This is a genomic window from Mycobacterium sp., assembly GCF_032159565.1.
In the GTDB taxonomy this organism is placed as follows: domain Bacteria; phylum Actinomycetota; class Actinomycetes; order Mycobacteriales; family Mycobacteriaceae; genus Mycobacterium.
In genome coordinates this window covers 60,656-79,045 of record NZ_JAVHWR010000142.1, presented here as the reverse complement: position 1 = coordinate 79,045, position 18,390 = coordinate 60,656, and the positions used below count along the sequence as shown (strand labels likewise).

The 18,390-nt window shown below is 64.5% G+C and carries 18 protein-coding genes; 6 read left to right on the top strand and 12 right to left on the bottom strand.

Annotated features, from left to right (window positions below):
- Positions 1-72: 72 nt before the first annotated feature.
- Entirely contained in the window at positions 73-336 is a 264-nt protein-coding gene (locus QOC76_RS19495) for a hypothetical protein (protein WP_526359377.1), read from the bottom strand.
- Positions 337-623: 287 nt separating this feature from the next.
- On the opposite strand from QOC76_RS19495, the gene QOC76_RS19490 reads away from it, so the two are divergent.
- Entirely contained in the window at positions 624-2,003 is a 1,380-nt protein-coding gene (locus tag QOC76_RS19490; protein ID WP_526359375.1) for an MFS transporter, read from the top strand.
- A gap of 74 nt (positions 2,004-2,077) precedes the next feature.
- Positions 2,078-3,025, top strand: a complete 948-nt coding sequence (locus tag QOC76_RS19485; RefSeq protein ID WP_526359373.1) for a hypothetical protein — start codon at positions 2,078-2,080, stop codon at positions 3,023-3,025.
- 3 nt (positions 3,026-3,028) lie between these two features.
- On the opposite strand, the gene QOC76_RS19480 is transcribed toward QOC76_RS19485, so the two are convergent.
- Together QOC76_RS19480 and QOC76_RS19475 are read right to left on the bottom strand one after the other, a co-directional pair.
- Complete coding sequence (locus QOC76_RS19480; RefSeq protein WP_526359371.1) at positions 3,029-3,385, bottom strand: spore photoproduct lyase family protein; 357 nt, start codon at positions 3,383-3,385, stop codon at positions 3,029-3,031.
- Positions 3,361-3,717, bottom strand: a complete 357-nt coding sequence (locus QOC76_RS19475) for a spore photoproduct lyase family protein (RefSeq protein ID WP_526359369.1) — start codon at positions 3,715-3,717, stop codon at positions 3,361-3,363. The genes QOC76_RS19480 and QOC76_RS19475 overlap by 25 nt, the downstream gene beginning before the upstream one ends.
- 609 nt (positions 3,718-4,326) lie before the next feature.
- Here QOC76_RS19475 and QOC76_RS19470 point away from each other — a divergent pair.
- Complete coding sequence (locus QOC76_RS19470) at positions 4,327-5,661, top strand: amino acid permease (RefSeq protein ID WP_526359367.1); 1,335 nt, start codon at positions 4,327-4,329, stop codon at positions 5,659-5,661.
- On the opposite strand, the gene QOC76_RS19465 is transcribed toward QOC76_RS19470, so the two are convergent.
- From QOC76_RS19465 to QOC76_RS19435, 7 genes are all read right to left on the bottom strand, one after another.
- Positions 5,658-6,596 (bottom strand): R2-like ligand-binding oxidase, encoded by a 939-nt coding sequence (locus QOC76_RS19465; protein ID WP_526359413.1) that lies wholly within the window; start codon positions 6,594-6,596, stop codon positions 5,658-5,660. The genes QOC76_RS19470 and QOC76_RS19465 overlap by 4 nt on opposite strands.
- Before the next feature lie 2 nt (positions 6,597-6,598).
- Positions 6,599-7,276, bottom strand: coding sequence for a TetR/AcrR family transcriptional regulator (locus QOC76_RS19460; RefSeq protein WP_526359365.1), 678 nt, complete (start codon positions 7,274-7,276; stop codon positions 6,599-6,601).
- A 66-nt stretch (positions 7,277-7,342) separates the two neighbouring features.
- A complete protein-coding gene (locus QOC76_RS19455) occupies positions 7,343-8,146 on the bottom strand; it encodes an SDR family NAD(P)-dependent oxidoreductase (RefSeq protein ID WP_526359363.1) in 804 nt (267 codons plus the stop codon).
- Between the two features lie 17 nt (positions 8,147-8,163).
- Complete coding sequence (locus QOC76_RS19450) at positions 8,164-8,826, bottom strand: TetR/AcrR family transcriptional regulator (protein WP_526359361.1); 663 nt, start codon at positions 8,824-8,826, stop codon at positions 8,164-8,166.
- Positions 8,823-9,968, bottom strand: coding sequence for a sulfotransferase (locus tag QOC76_RS19445; protein ID WP_526359359.1), 1,146 nt, complete (start codon positions 9,966-9,968; stop codon positions 8,823-8,825). The genes QOC76_RS19450 and QOC76_RS19445 overlap by 4 nt, the downstream gene beginning before the upstream one ends.
- Entirely contained in the window at positions 9,965-11,194 is a 1,230-nt protein-coding gene (locus QOC76_RS19440) for a DUF1214 domain-containing protein (protein ID WP_526359357.1), read from the bottom strand. The genes QOC76_RS19445 and QOC76_RS19440 overlap by 4 nt, the downstream gene beginning before the upstream one ends.
- A gap of 117 nt (positions 11,195-11,311) precedes the next feature.
- Positions 11,312-12,502 (bottom strand): thiolase family protein, encoded by a 1,191-nt coding sequence (locus QOC76_RS19435; RefSeq protein ID WP_526359355.1) that lies wholly within the window; start codon positions 12,500-12,502, stop codon positions 11,312-11,314.
- A gap of 95 nt (positions 12,503-12,597) precedes the next feature.
- On the opposite strand from QOC76_RS19435, the gene QOC76_RS19430 reads away from it, so the two are divergent.
- The 3 genes from QOC76_RS19430 (at position 12,598) to QOC76_RS19420 (ending at position 15,073) form a co-directional block, all read left to right on the top strand.
- Positions 12,598-12,996, top strand: a complete 399-nt coding sequence (locus tag QOC76_RS19430; RefSeq protein ID WP_526359411.1) for a Zn-ribbon domain-containing OB-fold protein — start codon at positions 12,598-12,600, stop codon at positions 12,994-12,996.
- Positions 12,997-13,210: 214 nt separating this feature from the next.
- On the top strand, positions 13,211-13,663 hold the full coding sequence (locus QOC76_RS19425; protein ID WP_526359353.1) for an STAS domain-containing protein: 453 nt from the start codon (positions 13,211-13,213) through the stop codon (positions 13,661-13,663).
- A 45-nt stretch (positions 13,664-13,708) separates the two neighbouring features.
- Positions 13,709-15,073: an aldehyde dehydrogenase family protein gene (locus QOC76_RS19420; RefSeq protein WP_526359351.1), complete on the top strand. Its 1,365-nt coding sequence runs from the start codon at positions 13,709-13,711 to the stop codon at positions 15,071-15,073.
- Positions 15,074-15,076: 3 nt separating this feature from the next.
- On the opposite strand, the gene QOC76_RS19415 is transcribed toward QOC76_RS19420, so the two are convergent.
- Positions 15,077-17,953 (bottom strand): MMPL/RND family transporter, encoded by a 2,877-nt coding sequence (locus tag QOC76_RS19415; RefSeq protein ID WP_526359349.1) that lies wholly within the window; start codon positions 17,951-17,953, stop codon positions 15,077-15,079.
- Positions 17,950-18,390: an MmpS family transport accessory protein gene (locus tag QOC76_RS19410; protein ID WP_526359347.1), complete on the bottom strand. Its 441-nt coding sequence runs from the start codon at positions 18,388-18,390 to the stop codon at positions 17,950-17,952. The genes QOC76_RS19415 and QOC76_RS19410 overlap by 4 nt, the downstream gene beginning before the upstream one ends.

Genomic DNA, 18,390 nt, shown 5'->3' with positions numbered 1-18,390 from the left:
GGCCCCTGCGACCATCGCGTCACATGGGGCATCCGCCTCAAGTTCGGCCGCTCGACGCCGTCCTCGGGGTGGTCAGGCTTGCTTGGAGTAGCGGAGCAGGAACGTGACGGACACGAAGCCCGCGACGACGGCGATGGCGCCCCACAGCACGAGCGGGAAGATCAGCGAGATCCCGGTGTAGCCGACGCTGGACAGCGCCGTGGCCGCGTAGAACAACCAGAAGAGCCGGTAGAGGGACCACAGCGCGGTGACGCCTGCGGAGATCCCGATCCAGAGGCTGCGCGTGCGGTCGACGCGGTTGACCTGGACCTGAACGCGGGTGGGGATGATGCTCATCGCTGGGTTCCTTTTCGTCATGCGCCGCCGGGTTGGCGTCGTCATGGCGAGAAGTACATCCGGTCGCAGTGGCTACCGATCCCAAGAACCGCTACGGGTCTAGCGCCGCAATGGGCCGTCGACGGGGCGGCGTCGGCCGCCAGCAACTCGGTCAACCCGAGCGTCAGGCTCGCGACACCCAATGACCGGGTGAGCGTGTCTGCGGTGCGTGGGTGCATGGCTTGAAAGGGAGGTGGCCGAGCGGCGAGTAAGTTCGCAAATGCCTGACACCGGCCACAGGAGGCGACATGGGGAGTCCAGCATCGGTTAGCGCGGCATCGTCGGTCTTGGAGCGCCTCCCCGTCAGCCGCTGGCACTGGCGTCTGGTGGTCCTGGTCGGCATCGGCACGTTCTTCGACCTGTACGAGGTGTTCCTCGGCGGCGTGCTGGCACCGGTACTGGCTAAGGAATGGGGCCTTGGCACCCTGGGCAAGTCGATGGTGATCGCCGCCGGTTTCGCAGGCATGTTCATCGGCGCCAACGTGCTGTCCGTCGCCGCCGATCGACTCGGACGCCGGCGGGTGTTCATCCTCAATCTGCTTGTGTACTCGGTGTTTTCATTCGCCGCCGCCTTCTCGCCGAACATCGAGACGTTCCTCGTGCTGCGCGTCCTCGCCGGTATCGGGCTGGGCGCGGAACTGGTTCTCGTCGACACCTATCTGGCCGAGTTCATCCCGGCCAAGTACCGCGGGCGGATGACGGCGTGGGCCTACACGATCGGCTTTCTCGGGGTGCCGCTCGCCGCCCTTCTCGGCGGCAGACTGGTCGCACGACAAGAACTGCTCGGCATCGACGGGTGGCGGTGGTTGCTGCTGTTCGGCGGCCTCGGAGCAGTGTTCATCATGGCTGTCCGCACCATGCTGCCGGAGTCACCACGGTGGCTGGAGAGCCGCGGGCGTCACGAGGAGGCCCGCAGCGTCGTCGAGTCGGTGGTCGCGAAGGTTGCACCGGATACGCCGGTGGCCGAATCGGCCGTGCCCGACGGCCCCTCGGCTTCCGGGGACGACGCCCTGAGCGTCGCTGAGGTGCTGCGGATCGCTTTCCGCGACTACCGCAAGCGCACCGTGATGCTGGTGATCTTCCAGATTCTGCAGACGGTCGCCTATTACGGCTTCGGCACGCTGGCCCCGCTGGTGTTGGTGGGCAAGGGCTTCGACGTGACCGAATCGCTTGGCTATGCGGCGCTGGCCTTCGCCGGCTACCCGATCGGCTCGTTGCTGTCGGTTCCGCTGGTCGAACGGTTCGAGCGCAAGCATCTGATCATCGCCTCCGCGGTGGGAATCGGCGTGTGCGGCATCGTTTTTGCGGCCTCGACGAACGTCGCGGTGATCGTAGTCGCGGGCTTCCTGCTGACCGCCGTGTCGAACGTCTTCTCCAACGGCTTTCACATCTATCAGGCCGAGATCTTCCCGACCGCGATCCGCAGCACAGCCAGCGGAATCTGCTATTCGTTGTCTCGTGCGACGTCGACCGTGATGCCGTTCGTGGCAGTGCCCGCGCTGGCGGCGCTTGGACCGGTGGCGGTGTTCTCCGGCTCTGCGGTCCTCATCGTGTTGTTGTGTCTGGACGTCGGATTTCTCGGTCCCCGCAGTACCGGTCTTCTACTCGAACAGGTGCAACAGAGGTAGCCGACTACGCGTGTCCCACTCAGCCCACCGAGCTTACGTTCGGTCGGTCATCGGCTAATGAAAGGACAACGCTCATGACAAAAGCACACGCACGCAGCCGGACAGTCCACACGGATGCGCTCACGAGCCGACCGGAGCGGGCAATTCTGCACGGCCTTCTGGAGTTTCGTCCGAGGATTGCGATCGACCGCGTACTAGAAGTTCTTGACGAGGCCGTGATTCGGAAGGCAGCGAAGACGTACGGGTTCGCGAGCGTCGACTATCCGGGCGCTGCGACATCAGTCGTCTTTGACGGCGACGGTGTGACGGCAGTCGGTGCCTTCATTTTCGACCCAGGCAGCACCACCTCACGCGCGACCGCATTCACTTTTACCCTCGGTGCCTACCAGATATTCAACGTGCCGGGCTCGACCACGAGCATCGCTACGGGGATCAACGGTTCGAGTGCGATCGTCGGCGTATACGGCGACTTGGCTGGGACTATGCACGGCTTCATCAACGCCGGCGGCACCTTTGACGACATCGACGTTCCCGGTGCCAGCTGGACCCAGGCCATCGGTATCAACGACACCGGCCAGGTCGTCGGCAGCTTCGCCGACGCTGCGATCGTCGAGCATGGATTCGTCTATGACGCAGGTGCTTTCACGGTGATAGACTTCCCGGGAGCCACCAGGACGATGGTGACCGGGATCAACTCCTCGGGTGATGTCGCGGGTTCATGGTCGGATTCGACGGGGGCGCAGCACGGGTTTACCCGGATCGGGGGAGCGCTCACCTCCATCGACTACCCGCTCAGCACCAACTCGACCGCATTCGGGATCAATGACACGGGCGAAGTCGCCGGCTTCTACAGCGATGCCGCCAGTAACACGCACGGCTTCCTGTACTCAGCGGGCGCATTCAGCGCTGTGGATGTCGCTGGCGCGCGAGGATCTCAGCTGACCCGCATCAAGAACGACGGACAGGTAACCGGTGTCTATATCGACGCGGTGAACGGACAGCACGGACTCATCGGGGTCTGAACACTACGTCCAGTAAAGCGTGCGGGCAGCGGGAAGCGTTGCCGCCAGCTCGTTTTCGAACCAGGTGCGCAACTCGGCCATGGTCCCTTTCGGGTAGACGTACTTGGCGGAGCCGTACTTGCCGAACTTCCGGGTCCGTGCCGACTCGTCCATCTCCAGCTTGGTGCGGGGGTACCAGCCGAGCAGTACATCCTTACTGCCCGCGGTGAAGCGGTGGGTGATGCATTCGACGGTCAGGTCGACGTCGGGCACATCGGACAACGCGGCGGCGACGTCCTGCAGCAGGTTGCGGTAGCCATCGCGCCACTGCGGTATCGGCATGATGGGAGCGATGGTCAGGCCCGCCCGGTAGCCGGCCAAAGCCAGCAGCGCAGCGCAGCGACGCGCCGCGGAAGACGTGCCGTCCCACCCTCGAAGCGGGCGGCGATCTTCGGTGCGTTGACCGACACGCGCACCCGCGTACGGCCCTCATGCGGCAGACCCAATAGTGGTGCCACACCGTCGAACTTGGTGGTGAATCGCAGCCCGACCGGCGCCCTCCACTCGTGTGTGCCGACATGGGCGATCGTCGCCGAGAGCGAGCCGGTCAGGTGCTCCAACGCCAGTGGGTCGGTGTAGTACGACGCGTCGAAAGTCGTTCCCTCGCTCCCGCGCTCGACGGAAGCGGAGGTGTGACAGCCCCGCGACCGCATAGAGGGTCAACGCTGGTGACGTCCGGGCATTCCGGCTCGGCGTCTGGCCCGCAGGATTGGGGCCGAATTCACTTCCGCCATTCGGCACAGGCCACAGAACGAAGCAATTCGTGGACAGGTCTGTCAGTTTGCGAAGTATTCAGTCGTTTGCGGCTGAGTGTCGAGTCTTTAGGTAGCGTTCGAGTCGCGACGGGCTGGGAGAGGCTGCATTGCATCCCGTTGAAGGCGTGCAAGGTCGGGTAGCCGGAGTACGTTGAGATCAACAGCGTCGCTGAGCTTGTTCGCCGCCTCCCGGGAGGAGCATCGGGCGATTGACATCGACTCGGCGCCTGATTGTCGCTAAGTCCGACCAACTCATCTCAGCGATAGAGGACGAGTGCATCGTCTCTGAGCTGGTTCGATTTACCGCCAACGATCTGGTTCACGCCGCGTCGGTTGCATGCCATCGTGCGAGAGTTCTGCGCGACCAAGAGGACGTCCGCGCGAAGACGTTTCGCTTCCAACGACAGTCGAGCGTCGACCCGATAACCCGGACGAACACCGTGCCGCACGAGGGGCGGATTTCGCCGCCGGGAATACTTCCATCCCCTCACTGGGTATCAGGGGTGCATGACATCGGCTGAGGACGGAAAGCTCAAACGAAATATCACCGGTCCGCTGTTGTTCCTCTTCATCCTTGGAGACGTGCTCGGCGCCGGCATCTACGCACTGATGGGGGTTCTGTCCGAGGATGTCGGAGGCGTGCTCTGGGCGCCGCTGGTGACGGCGTTGCTGCTGGCGCTGCTGACAGCCGGGTCCTACGCCGAACTGGTTACCAAGTACCCGAAGGCAGGTGGCGCGGCGGTCTTCGCCGAACGCGCCTACCGCCAGCCCGTGGTGTCGTTCCTGGTCGGGTTCTGCATGCTGGCGGCCGGGGTGACGAGCGCCGCAGGTCTTGCGCTGGCCTTCGCAGGCGACTACCTCGCGACCTTCGTCGACATCCCGACCATCCCGGCGGCCATTGGGTTTCTGGCGTTGGTGGCATGCCTCAACGCACGCGGTATCAGCGAGTCGGTCAAGAGCAACGTCGTCATGACCGTCATCGAGCTCAGCGGCTTGCTGATCGTCATCATCGCGGTGTCGCTCATGGTCGGCGGCGGACGCGGTGACGTCAGCCGCATCGCACAGTTTCCCGACGGCGCAACCCCGGCGTTGGCGATCCTCGGCGGCGCGATCGTCGCGTACTACTCGTTCGTCGGTTTCGAGACGTCGGCGAACGTCGTCGAAGAGATTCGTAATCCCAGCAAGGTCTATCCCACAGCGCTTTTCGGCGCGCTGATCACAGCAGGCGTCCTCTACGCGCTGGTCGGCATCGCCAGCGCGACGGCGCTGGCGCCCGACGAGCTCTCCAAGTCCTCCGGCCCGCTGCTGTCCGTCGTCGCCGCATCGGGCGTCGGCGTCCCCGACTGGTTGTTCAGCGCCGTCGCGCTCGTCGCCGTCGCCAACGGCGCACTGCTCACCATGATCATGGCGAGCAGGCTGACCTACGGCATGGCCGAGCACGGCTTGCTGCCCGCAGTTCTCGGCAAGGTCCTCCCGGAACGGCGGACACCATGGGTGGCGATCGTGGCGACCACGGCGGTGGCGATGCTGCTCACTCTGGTGGGCGACCTGTCGACACTCGCGGAAACCGTGGTGTTGCTGTTGCTGTTCGTGTTCATCTCGACGAACTTGGCTGTGCTGGTGCTGCGCCGTGACACGGTCGAGCATCAGCACTTCCGGGTGTGGACCGCGGTCCCGGTACTCGGGGTGGTGTCCTGCGTGCTGCTGCTGACCCAACAGTCCGCCAAGGTGTGGCTGTTCGCCGGCGTGCTGCTGGTGCTCGGCGGGGTGCTCTACGTGTTGGCCCGCGCCGCGACGCGACGTGGGAGTCGCGCAGCGTCGCCGGCCGACGAGTCTGTCTAAGCGGTGGCCGCCAGCGCCTTGGCGTCCTCGTCGGCGAACGTGTCCTCGAGTTGCAGCGGTGAATAGTCGACGTCGATCTCCTCGAGGGGCCGACCCCTTGCGCTGCTGATCGTGCCGAATCGCCGCATGCCTTTGTCGGCGGCATACTGCTGGAACTCTTCCTTCTCGAGGCCGAACGGAATCTCCTCGTAGAGGTCATAGGCATCGTCGGTGTTTTGCAACGCCATCGGAATCAGCTGGTTCATCCGCTCCTCGAACACCGCCCAGTTGGAGTCGTCTGCGGCGACATGACGCCGGCAGGTGAAGGTGCCCCAGGCCATGTGGCGGCGCTCGTCGTCGCCGATGCGCCGCACCAGTTCCTGCATGCCCGGCAGAATGTTGTTGTCGACGCAAATGCGGTGCCACGCATAGTATCCTGTCAAGGCCATCATGCCTTCGATGACGTGGTTGTAGGTCACGGAGGCGCGCACCTGCGCCGCCGGGGAGGGGTCGGTGGCCAACGTGTCGAGGGATTCCGGCAGCTCTTCGTAGAAGATCTTCCGGTAGGTGGGCAGGTCGTCGAGGAAGACCTGCATGTCGTCGGTTACGCCAACGGCGTCGAGCCACAGGCGGAACACCTGGGTGTGCTTGGCCTCCTCGAAGGCGAACTGGGTCAGGTACATCTCGTCGCCGAGTCGCCCTTCCTCCCGCATCGCCGCCATGAACGGCTGGATGTCCTGAGTGACGGCCTCCTCGCCGGCAATGAACTGCGCGCACAGCCGAGTCGCCCATTCGCGCTCCAGCTCTGTGAGCGCCTCCCAGTCGGCCCGGTCACGCGAGAAATCCATATCCGCGGGGTTCCAGAACTTGGCGTTGCCGCCGGCGAAAAGCTTGAGCGGCAAGCTATCCCACTTGAGGCCGCCTGCGGCGAGTGAAGCCGAGCGTGTCCGTGTCAGTGTCATTGTGTGACCTCCTTGATCAATTGGGCTGGGCTGGTGGAAGAGAATGCGTCCGCGAGCACGGCGACGAGTCTGCGCACCGCGAGTGCCGGCTGTTCGGGTGTCGGGTCGTCGAGGCCCAGAATCGGGTCAACGCCGCGCACGTACGGCGCCAAGGCCATGTGCGGGAAGATCATCAGCAGCAGTGACAGCAGCGCGTCGGTATCGCAGTCCGCGCGCAGATCGCCACGGATGTGGGCATCGCGCACGAGCGGTCGCAGAACCTCCAGATAGTGGCGGTTGATGACAGTCCGCACGCTGACGCGGGCCTCGGTGTCGACTTCAAAGCTCGACGCGGCGTGCAGCGCACGGTCCTGCGGATGGTCGGCGAAGTAGGCGACCCAGGTGTCGAGAAGGTCGGTCAGGAATTCGAAGAACGGCCGACTCGGGTCGAGCTCACGAATGCGGTCTTCCATGAACGAGCGCACGCGCTGGCTGCCGATGTCGGCGATGTACGCGTAGAGGTCGCGCTTGTCCGCGAAATACTGGAACAAACTGCCCTTGGCGACTCCGGCCCGCCGCGCGATGACGTTCAGGCTGCCCTGCGAAAAACCGTGCGCACCGAACTCGGCTTCCGCGGCTTCGACCACGGCGGCCCGGCGGCCCGGATCGACGCGAGCCCATGTCACGGTCGGCATCGTGACCTCCCAGCAGTCGATGACCACTGGTCATAATACTGTGAGCCACGTCACCGTCAAGAGCGTCTAGACGAAATCCGAGCCACCGTCGACATTCACTGTTGCTCCCGTGACGTAGCCGTTGCGCTTGGACGCCAGATAGGCCGTGATCGAGGCGATTTCCTCGGGCAGGCCGGCGCGGCCGAGGTCGCACGGCTGATGAAAGTTGTTGTCGATCCAGGTCATGACGTCGCGTGGGTCGGTGGCGTCGAGCCCGTCGGCAGCGAGAATATCCTTCAGGTTCTCGGTGAAGCTCGCCGTCACGATGGTGCCGGGGCATACGCAGTTCACCAGGATGCCGTCTTTGGCGAGGCTCTTCGACAGGTTCTTGGTCACGCTGGACAGGGCTGCCTTCGATGCCGTGTAGGCGACTATGCGCGGGTTCTGCCGCTGAATGGAATGCGCGGAGAGCGTCACGATGCGCGCCCAGCCGGCAGCGCGCAGAAGTGGAAGCGAGGCGCGGATGCAACGAACGCCGGACATGGTGCCCAGTGTGAAAGCGGCCTCCCATTCCGCATCGTCCATCTCCTCGAAATATCCGTCGACCGGTCCGATGGTGTGGACGAGGGCGTTGAGCTGTCCCCAGCGCTCGGAGACCGCGGTGAAGGCACTCTCGATGGAGATTGCGTCTGCCATGTCGACGCTGATGCCGAACGCGTCGGGGGCGCCCGCCTCGCGGATGGCGTGCACTGCATCGTCGAGCGCAGCCCTATTCCTGGCCATGACGGCAACGCTGGCCCCCTCCGCGGCCAACGCTTCGGCGATGGCCAGGCCCATACCCTTGCTGCCCCCGGTGACAACGGCTTTCGATCCGGCGTATCCAAGGTCCATCGAGTCTCCTCAGGTTGTCAGTCTCCAAGCCGGGCCTGTCCGGCGATTCTTGCGGTCGCTTCCGGCGCGACGCCCAGTCCGCGCAGACAGAACCGGAGCACATGTTCCCGGACGGCGGCACCCCCTAAATCGCCTGTCGCCCACTGCCGTTCGGTGCTCGCCCAGACAACGCCCTGAATCGACTGCGCCTCGGTCAGCGGATCGACGTCGGTGAACAGACCCTGCGCAAGGCCGCGCTGAAGCTGTTCGACGAGCGGTTCGAGCATCGCGGTGTACGCCGGTTGGATCAGTTCGGGCGAGGCGAAGATCGCAGACTGCGCCTCTAGGGACAGATGACGCAGGTCCGACTTGACGCCCTCGTCGAAGGCCAGGTCCAGCCTCGCGTCAACCCAAGTGGCGACGGCTTCTACCGGGTCGGCTGTCTTGGCCATTCTCTTTCGGAGCCTTCGCGTCTCGGCATACGCCATGTCGAGAAACACGGCAGCGACCAGCTGGTCTCTGGATTCGAAGTGCCGGTAGAACGCGCGCGTGCTCAGCTGTGCGCGATCGAGCACCGCGGCGACGCTGAGACCTCGGATTCCCTGCTCGCGAAGGGACTCGGATGCGGCGGCGAGGATGACCCGGCGGACGCCCGGGTCCGGTGCGAGTTTGTCCCGACGCCGCGTGGTTGGCCGGGTCATGCTGTCGCGTCGTAGGCGCGAAGGTAGTCGGCGAACCGTTCACGAACCGACTCAGGGGTCAGGCCATAGTCGGCGAGATCGTAGTCATGTGGTCCGCGGGAGCCCGGTTTGTGCTCGTGGGCCCATTGCTTGACCATGTGCGCGGTGGTGTCGGTGAAGTCGAGTCCGAGAGACTGGTAGCCGGCCGCCAGGGTGCTCACGGGGTCGGTCTGCAAGTCGGTGAAGGCGATGTCGGCGAAACGGTCGTCGCCGACACGGTGACGGAATTCCATTGCCCGGCGGATTCCTTCGGACCAGCTCTGCAGCTGTTCTGAACCTAGTTCTTCGGGGTCGTCTCGATCGCTGCTCCAGCTACGTACGTAGCGAATCAGGCTGCACACCGAGCCCATGACCTTCGCGGGGTCGCGATGACTCCACATGAACTTCGCATTCGGATACGCCTCGACGAGCGCATCGAGTGCGAACACGTGCACCGGCGTCTTGAGATGCCAGAGGGTCGGTGGGCAGTGCCACTGAAGGAGTTTGAGCACCCGACGGTGGAAGGTGTACGTCTCACGCATGTCGCACTCCATCAGCCAAGCCAGGTAACCAGGGACGCGCACGACACCATCGAAGTGGAAGGTACGAAAGCTCATCCCCATCAAGTCCTGGCACTCGGTGGGCGCTGCGGCTTCCGAGTTGTAGAGCGTCTTCATCAAGGGGAACATGTCGTTCAGCATCTGCAGGCCTGCCTCGGCTTGCGCGATGCGCGGGTCGGTGTGCTGGCTGGCCGCCTCCGGCGGTGGAGTCGGCGCTTGCGACTCCCACATCCGCAATGAACGGAACTGAGGGTCGGCCGCCACCAGCTGGCTCAGCGCAGTGGTTCCTGTTCGGGGCAGGCCGATGACGAAGACGGGGCCGCCGACGATTTCGTCGTCGATCTCGGGGTGTTGCACGTAGGTGTCCTCGATTTTCAGCCGCTGGATCAAGGCGTTGCTGATGGTGGCGTGCTGAATGACTGCCCCCAGATCGGAGAGGTCGGCTTCGGTGTTCAACGCCTCCACGGTGCGCTCGAGGCCCTCGCGGTAGTAGGGCGGCCCGAAGTCCTGCAGTCCGGTCGCCAGGCGGGCGCCGTCCTCGAGTTCGTCGGCGGAGAACGTCACAGTCCGAACCTCTCGAGCACTGCACGCCGCCGTCGGTCGATGGTGGCTGCGCGTTCGTCGGCCGTGACCCGCATGGTGTCTGCGGGCAGCGTCGATGCAATGTCGTCGAAGGGCACCAGCCGAGCGCGCGGTGTCGGCGCCGTCGCGGTGCGCACACATCGCAGGATCATCGCGCCGTTGCTGTGACCTGCGGTGTCGAGCCAGTTGGCGACCCCGGGATCACGCCCGCACACGACTACCCGTACAAGGCCATCGACGTCCATGGCGACCTGGTGCGCGTTCAGGCTGGATTGGTGCCGGCCGTAATGGATGGTCTCCCACCACGGATTGCCGAGCGAAAAACTCCAGTAGACGCCGTCGGGCGGCTCGACTTCGAGGATCAGGGCCTCGTCGGGGTCCAGCTCCCAGCGTCCGATGACCGGCTTGTTCTCGGCGGCAGCGCCCATCGCGGTCCGGTCTATCGGGGGCAGGAAGCCGTTGGCCGGTGCTGCCGCGCCGAACTGGAGGAAGAACTCGAGGTTGTCGTTGACGAATTCGCCGAGTGCGAGCAGTTGGCGCGACACCGCGACGTCGGCATCGACTGCCGGAACTGCGGCTTCGACCGGATCGCCGAGTCGTTCGATGTGAAGCGACGACGGCACCTCGGTGTCCCAGTCGTAGAAGAAGTGCCGCACCGTCAGGATCGGATGCGCGCCTTCGATCCGCATCCAGTTGCCCTCGCGCTGCTCGGCAGACAACACGACTTCGAAGTCACCGTTGGTGTCCATCTCGAGTTCATCGACCAAACAATTTGCGGTCGAGGCTATTCCGTTCATCGTCTGAAGTCCGACGTACCGTGCGCTGCCGCGATTGCCGAAGAGCCGATAGCTCTCACCGCCGCGCATGACGGCGCGGGTGTACAGGCAGTCCGGGCACTCCATTCCCCACGTCACGACGTCGTCGGTGCTGGTGCGCTGGACACGCAGAATTGGATCCGGATCGAAGCGCAGTGCCTCGTCGAGGCCCGCTGCAAGCAGCACAAGCAGATGCCGTATCCCCGCCGCTCGATCAAGCCGGTTCCGGTTCGCTGGTTCCGAGTCGACGGTATGCGCCGCGTCCTCGAGCTTGCGGAGCAAGTGCGACCAGGCGGAGGCCATGTCGACGTCCTCGCCACCCTGAGCGCCGTCGAGTGCGGCCTGCGAGATGGAGTGCGGCAGCCAGGCCGACGGCCCGTGTTCAGCGCCCACGTGATCTCCGCCTATGTGAGTGTTTCGGGGCTTAAATGAAAACACTGTTTTCGTTTAAGGGGTCATAACTATCACAGCCAGGCAGGCCGTTGTCAATGCGTGGCTTCGGGCAAGTCTTCAGCGGGTCAGCAGCATGCATCCGGCGATCGGCCCGCCGCCCGCCGCTGCGACGGCGACTTCGGGTCGCTTCGCCAGTTGCCGTTCGCCTGCCTCGCCCCGCAGCTGCAGGCATGCCTCGTGCAGCAGCCAATAGCCGTGCATGCGCCCCGCCGACAGCTGCCCGCCATAGGTGTTCAGCGGCAGGGCGCCGTCGAGCGCGATCCGCGTCGCCCCGTCGACGAACGGGCCCGCCTCGCCGTCGGAGCAGAAGCCCAACGCCTCCAACCACGCGAACGTCAGGAACGTGAAACCGTCGTAGAGTTCGGCGACGTCCACATCGGATGCGGTGAGGTCCGTGCGTGACCACATTTCGGCGGCCGCTTCCACCGAAGCCATCTTCGGGAAGTCGTCGCGGTGAAACCACCCTCCTGAACCGTATGTGCCACCGATCGCCTCCACCGCCACCGCGGGCTTCGGACTGTCGGCGGCGTAGTCGGCATGCGAGACGACCAGCGCGATGGATCCGTCGATTGGAACGTCGCAGTCGAACAGCCCGAACGGGGTGGACACCGGACGCGACGACAGGTAGTCGTCCATCGTCATCGGCTCGCGATAGGCCGCGCGCGGGTTGAGCCCGGCATTGCGCCTGCTGTTGACGGCCAGCCAACCCAGCTGCTCCTTGGTCGTTCCGTAGAGCTCCATGTGCCGCCTGCAGTGCATGGCCAGCCAGTTCGCGGCCGAATACGAGTGCGCGGCAACCAATTCGTCGATGTCCTCGAACGGTTTGAGCTTTCTCCGAGTTCCGGGAGCGTGCGGTTCGACGGGCGGGGAGGCCAGCGGGTTGAGCAGCGGCGATGCCTCCTGGTTCATCGACCCGCCCAGCATCGCGACGGTCCGATACACCAGCACATGCCGCGAACGCCGTTCCGATACGGCGCGGAAGGCCGACATGACGGGTATGAGTACTCCGCCGGTGTCGAAGCCCGTGCTCCGGTCCTGCGCCTGAATGTCCAGAGCCTCAAGCACTTCGGCAGGCGGCGTATCCCCGAATGTGGCGATACCGTCGATGTCCGACGCGGTCAGACCGGCATCCTCGATCGCCGCGCGTACGGACTCGAGCGTCAACTCGCGGCTGGGGATGCCGGTGCGGCGCCCGATTCGCGAGATGCCGAGGCCGCTGATGATCGCGTCCTTCTCGAAGTAGCTCATCGGGCTCCTCGAAACTCTATTTTTGTAAGGACAGTCGGTTGGACTGTACTTTGCTCGTTATGGCAGACGAGGCGCCACCCGAGATTCCGGCCCGGATGTTGCCCGGGCTCGACGAGCACAACCGGGCGTTCTGGACCGGAGGTGGTGACGGTCGACTGTTGGTCACCTGGTGCGCCCACTGTGAGTTGTGGGTTCAACCGCCGGCCGGGGAGTGTCCCGTCTGCCGCGGCGCGCTCGTCCCCCTGCCGGTCTCCGGCAGGGGGACCGTCTTCACGTACACGGTCAACTACCAACCGTTCAACCCTGCCGTGCCGGTGCCCTACGTGATCGCGATCGTCGAGCTGGAGGAGCAGACCGACCTGCGGATCGCGACCAACATCGTCGAGTGTGAACCGGATTCGGTCTGCATCGGGCTTCCGGTCGAGGTGCGCTTCGAACGCCAAGACGTGGACGGGGACAACGTCTTCATGCCGGTGTTCGCTCCGCGCTCATGACCCGCGCTTGGTACCGCGGGCCTCATGGGCGCCAAACGGCATGTGCCCGAGCCAATTGACGAAGATGCACAGTACATTCCGGTACGGGAAGCGAAAACTCCGACCGCCGTCGGCGGACGGTTGAATCGCAGCGGCGTGATTGACGGCAGAAGTACGGTAACCTTGGCCAAGCGGTTGAGTTCACAGCCTGCACCACAAAGCAGGCAAGGAGAACATGACCATCGACAACGTCTTGGAACAGCAGCAGTCGCGCCAGAACATCGATTGCCGCGGCACTTCTGTTTCCGTCGAATCGCAGGGGCCGACGACCGTCATCGCCGTGAGCGGTGATATCGACGCATCGAACAGCGACTTCATGACCACCGTCCTCAGCGGTTTCGCCAGCAGGAACGATCGAGTTGTCGTCGACTTGAGCAGTGTCGATTTCATTGGCACGCAGGGTGTTCGAGTGCTGATCGATTTCGATCGCCAATGCCGGCGAGACGGTGCGGCGTGGGCTCTTGTGCCCTGCCGGATACTTCGCAGGCTCCTGGGAGTGATCGACGTCGGACGGCATCTGCCGGTCGCGGACTCCGTCGACGACGCGGTACAGCTACTTCAATGGGGTGTGATTTCGCCGGACCTGCAGAACCTTTCGCGGGTGGCTCCGGAGAAGCTGCGCTGCTGAGCGGCGTCGATGATTCACCCGCTGCAGCCTGGGTAAGACACAGGCGTGTCGAAAACCACCGAACTGACAATCCTGGATCCGCGTACCGGCGAGACCGTCGCCCATGTGCCGATTGCCGACGCACAGGCATGTGAGCACGCTGTCGCACGCGCCCGGGTGGCGTGGGACGACTGGATGCGCACCGCGGCGGGGGAGCGGGCGACTCATGTCCGGGATGCCGCCGCAAGCGTCGAGGCCGCAGCAAAGGAGCTCGCCGAACTCATCGAACGCGAGACCGGCAAGCCGGTCGACGACGCCGTCGGCGGCGTACAGGCGGGTGTCGACACGTTGAGGCAGTACGCCGAACTCGGCCCGCTTCACGGGGGCCGCAGCCTACAAGGAGACTGGGCCGCAACGGATTTCATGATCGCCGAACCTCGGGGCGTGGTGGCGGTGCTGACACCGTGGAATGACCCGGTGGCGGTCGCCGCAGGCCTCATCGGTGCCGCCTTGGTCGTTGGTAACACCATCGTGCACAAGCCGAGCGAACGGTGTCCCTCCGCGGGCAGGCGGTTCGCGGAGTTGATCGCCGCGCATCTGCCCGACGGCGTCCTCGAGATCGTCGACGGCGACGGGACCGTCGGTGCAACGCTGGCGGCAGCCGATGACGTCGATGTCGTCGCCCACGTCGGCAGCACCGCTACCGGTCGCGACATCGCCGCAGCATGTGCGGCCCGTGGCGCCAAAGCGATCCTGGAGAACGGCGGCAACGACGCCCTCATCGTCGACGCGGGCGTCGACCCCCGGTGGGCCGCCGGGCAGGCCGCCACCGGCGCCTTCGCCAACGCCGGACAGATCTGCGTCTCCGTCGAGCGCATCTACGTGGTGGAGTCGATCGCCGGTCAGTTCGTCGACGCGCTGGTGCGTGAGGCCGGTGAGTGGGGCGGTCGAATCGGACCGCTGGTCGACCAACGTCACCGCGAGGAGGTACACCGGCACGTCGATGAGGCAGTCTCCAAGGGAGCCGCGGTCCTGGCAGGCGGCCAACCCGATTCGGGACCGGGCTCGTTCTATCCGCCGACAGTGCTGACGGACTGCCATCCGGCCATGTTGGTGTTCAGCGAGGAGACTTTCGGACCTGTTGCGGCCGTGCGCGTCGTCGCGGACTTCGAGACCGCGCTGACCGAAGCCGCACAGGACCGCTACGGTCTTGCGGCGACGGTGCTCACGCGGGATATGGGCCACGCACAGCAGGCGTGGCGCACGCTTCCGGTCGGAACGGTCAAGATCAACGCGGTGTTCGGTGGGGCGCCAGGCGGCGCCTCGGAGCCGCGGAAGGCCAGCGGCAGCGGATTCGGCTTCGGGCCCGAACTGCTCGACGAGATGACGGCCGTGAAGGTGGTGCACTGGACAGCGCCCGCCGCCGTTTGACATCTACGCGTTGACGGGCAGCGCTTCGGTGTCTGCGTCATCGCTGTGCGGCCGCCGCCGCAGATGGTTGTCGCCGCGGGGGCGCACCACCTGTGGCCACCAGAACCACCGGCCCAGCATCGTCGCGATCGACGGCATCAGCAGCGAGCGCACGATGAGCGTGTCCACCAGCAGGCCGATGGCGATCGTGGAGCCCATCTGAGCCAGCACAGTCAGCTTGGAAAAGCACATCGCCGCCATGGTCGCGGCGAACACCAGCCCCGCTGCCGTCACCACGCCACCCGTCCCGGCCATCGACCGGATGATTCCGGTCTTCAAACCCGCGTGGATCTCATCCCTGAATCGGGAGACCAGCAGCAGGTTGTAGTCCGATCCCACCGCCAACAGGATGATCACCGACATCAACATGACCAGCCATTGCACGTGGATGCCCAGCAGGTTCTGCCAGATCAGCACGGAGATGCCGAACGATGCGGCGATCGAACTGCCTGCGGTCGCGACGATGGTGAGCGCCGCTACCGCACTGCGAGTGAGGATCAGCATGATCATGAAGATCAGCGTCAGCGACGAGACCACGGCGATCAGCAGGTCGTATTTGGCGCCGTCGGACATATCCTTGTAGGTCGCCGCGACGCCGCCAAGGTACACCTTCGCGTTCGACAGCGACGACATTTTCAGTGCTTCCTGCGCGGCCTTCCTCTCCGCGTCGACCCGAGCGATGCCCTCGGGGGTCGCCGGGTCACTTTCGTGAGTGATGAACATGCGCGCGGACTTGCCGTCCGGAGATAGGAACATCACCAGGCCGCGTTTGAAGTCGGGATTGTCGAACGCTTCCGGAGGCAGATAGAAGAGGTCATCGTTCTTCGCCGTGTCGAAACTCTGACCCATCGCGAGCGCGGTGTCGTTGGAGGCCTCCATCTGATCGATCAGGGCCTTCTGCGAGTTGTACGACGCCAGCGCCAGGTCCCGGCTGGTCTTCATCGTCGCGATCGTCTGTGGCATGAGTGCCGTCAGCTGCGGCGCGAGGTCCGCCAGCTTGTCGGTGTTGGCTTGCACCGCTCCCGTCCTGTCGGTCACTTCGTCGATCCCGTCGAGGGCATCGAAGACGGACCTCGCCGCAGCGCACAGGGGTATGTCGAAGCAGTGCGGTTCCCAGTAGAAGTAGTTGCGCAGGGGCCGGAACTGGTCATCGAAGTTCGCGATGTCATCGCGCAGTTCTTCGGTTTTGGCGAGTAGGTCCCGGGACTTGGCCGCCGAGTCCTGCGTGAGCCGGCTCTGCAAAAGCGAGAGTGCGTACTGCTTCTCCATGATGTTGATCGAGGCGTTCATCGCATCGACCGTCTTGAGCTGGTTGGCCAACTGATCCCGCTGGAACGGCAGGTTCAAGTTGCTGGTCTGCCCCTGAACACTCGTCTGGAACGGAATCGAGCTGTGCTGGATCGGGATGCCCAGCGGCCTCGTGATGTTCTGCACCATCGCGATGCCCTCGGTATGCATGACATTGCCTGAAACCTTGTTCAGCACAAGCATGTCCGCCGGATTGCGCATATCGTGATCGGCCTCGATCATCAAGATGTCGGGGTTCATCCTGGCCTGCGTGAAATGCCGGTCTGCGGCGGCGAAACCGATGTTGACCGGGGCGTCGTCCGGCAGGTAGTAGCGGTCGTTGTAGGCCGGCTGGTAACCGGGAATCGCCACGATGCCGATCAGCACGACGAACAAGCTCGCCACGAAAATCGGTGCGGGCCAACGCACCACGGCGACACCAACGCGTCGCCAGAACCTGCTTGTCGGAGGCCTCTTCGATTGGAAGAGCCCGATGCGACTACCGAGGAACAGGACGGCCGGTCCCAGCGTGACGGCCGACGCCACCACGACGATCATGCCGATCGCAACCGGTGCGCCCATGGTGGAAAAGTAAGGCAGCCGCGCGAAGCTCAGGCAGTACGTGGCGCCCGCGATCGTCAGGCCGGACCCGATGATGACGGGCGCTACGGACCGAAAAGTGGTGTAGTAGGCGTCATCCCGATCCAGGCCGGACCCACGCGCTTCGCGGTAGCGACCGAAGATGAAGATGCCGTAGTCGGTGGCGGCGGCGATCGCCAGCATCGTCAGGATGTTTCCGGCGAACGTCGTCAGCCCGAACGCGTCGTGCAGGGCAAGCGTCGAGACCATGCCGCGCGACGTCAGCAATCCGATCCCGGTCAGGAACAGCTGGACCAGCGTGGTGATGATCGAGCGATAGACGACCAGCAACATGACCGAGATCGCGATCAGGGTGATCAAGGTGATCTGCGCCAGGCTGGCGTTGCCGATGACATGCAGATCGTCGGTGAGCGCGGCGGGCCCCGCGACGTAGGCCTGCACTCCCGGCGGCGCTTTGGTGTCTTCGATCACCTTGCGGACGGCCTGGACCCCTTCGTTGGCGAGGGTCTGGCCTTGTTCGCCCGCGAGATTCAGCATCACGTACGAGGCTTTGCCGTCCGGGCTCTGAGCTCCGGCGGCAGTCAGCGTATCGCCCCAGAAGTCCTGGATGTGCTGTATGTGTTCGGGGTCCTGGCGCAGCTTGCGGATGATCTCGTCGTAGTACTTGTGTGCGTCGGGGCCCAGCGGCTGCTGGCCTTCCACGACGACCATCACCGTGCTGTTGGAGTCGAACTCCTTGAAGTTGGCGCCCATCCTCTTCATGGCGATCATCGAGGGCGCGTCTTCGGGGGCCATCGGCGCCGCATGCAGTTCACCGACCACCTCGAGTTGCGGGGCGATCGCGTTCAGGACGACGGCGATGGCAATCCAGATCAAGACGATCGGGATCGCGAAGATCCGGAGGCTGTGGGCGAAGACGGGCCGTCTGTGATGCCGGGTAGCGGTATCGGTCATGCAGACTTCACCAGGCAGAACGTCTGGGCGTTGACCCCATTGGCTGACTTCTCCTCGCGGACTACTCCGTTGACGGTTACGCGACAACCGATCTCGTCACTGTCGCTGCGCGCCATGAGATTCGCGCTGACCGTCGGCAAGGTCGTCGAGAGCGAGATCGACCAAGGCAACGGCGCGGTGACCAGGTGCACGTTCGCCTCCGGGTCGAAATAACTGATCTGGGCGGTCGTTCCGGCGGCCCCGTACACGTCGTACACCAGGACCTTGGGGTTGAACTGCACGATCTCGATACCCTTTCCGGAATTGGCATTGAGGTCCTCGGAAGCGAACATCCTGTGCAGACGCGAGACGACCAGACCTGATACGGCCAGAACGACGATGAGCACTACAGGAATCCACACGCGCTTCAGCCAGCGGCCAACCGGAATGCCTCGCAC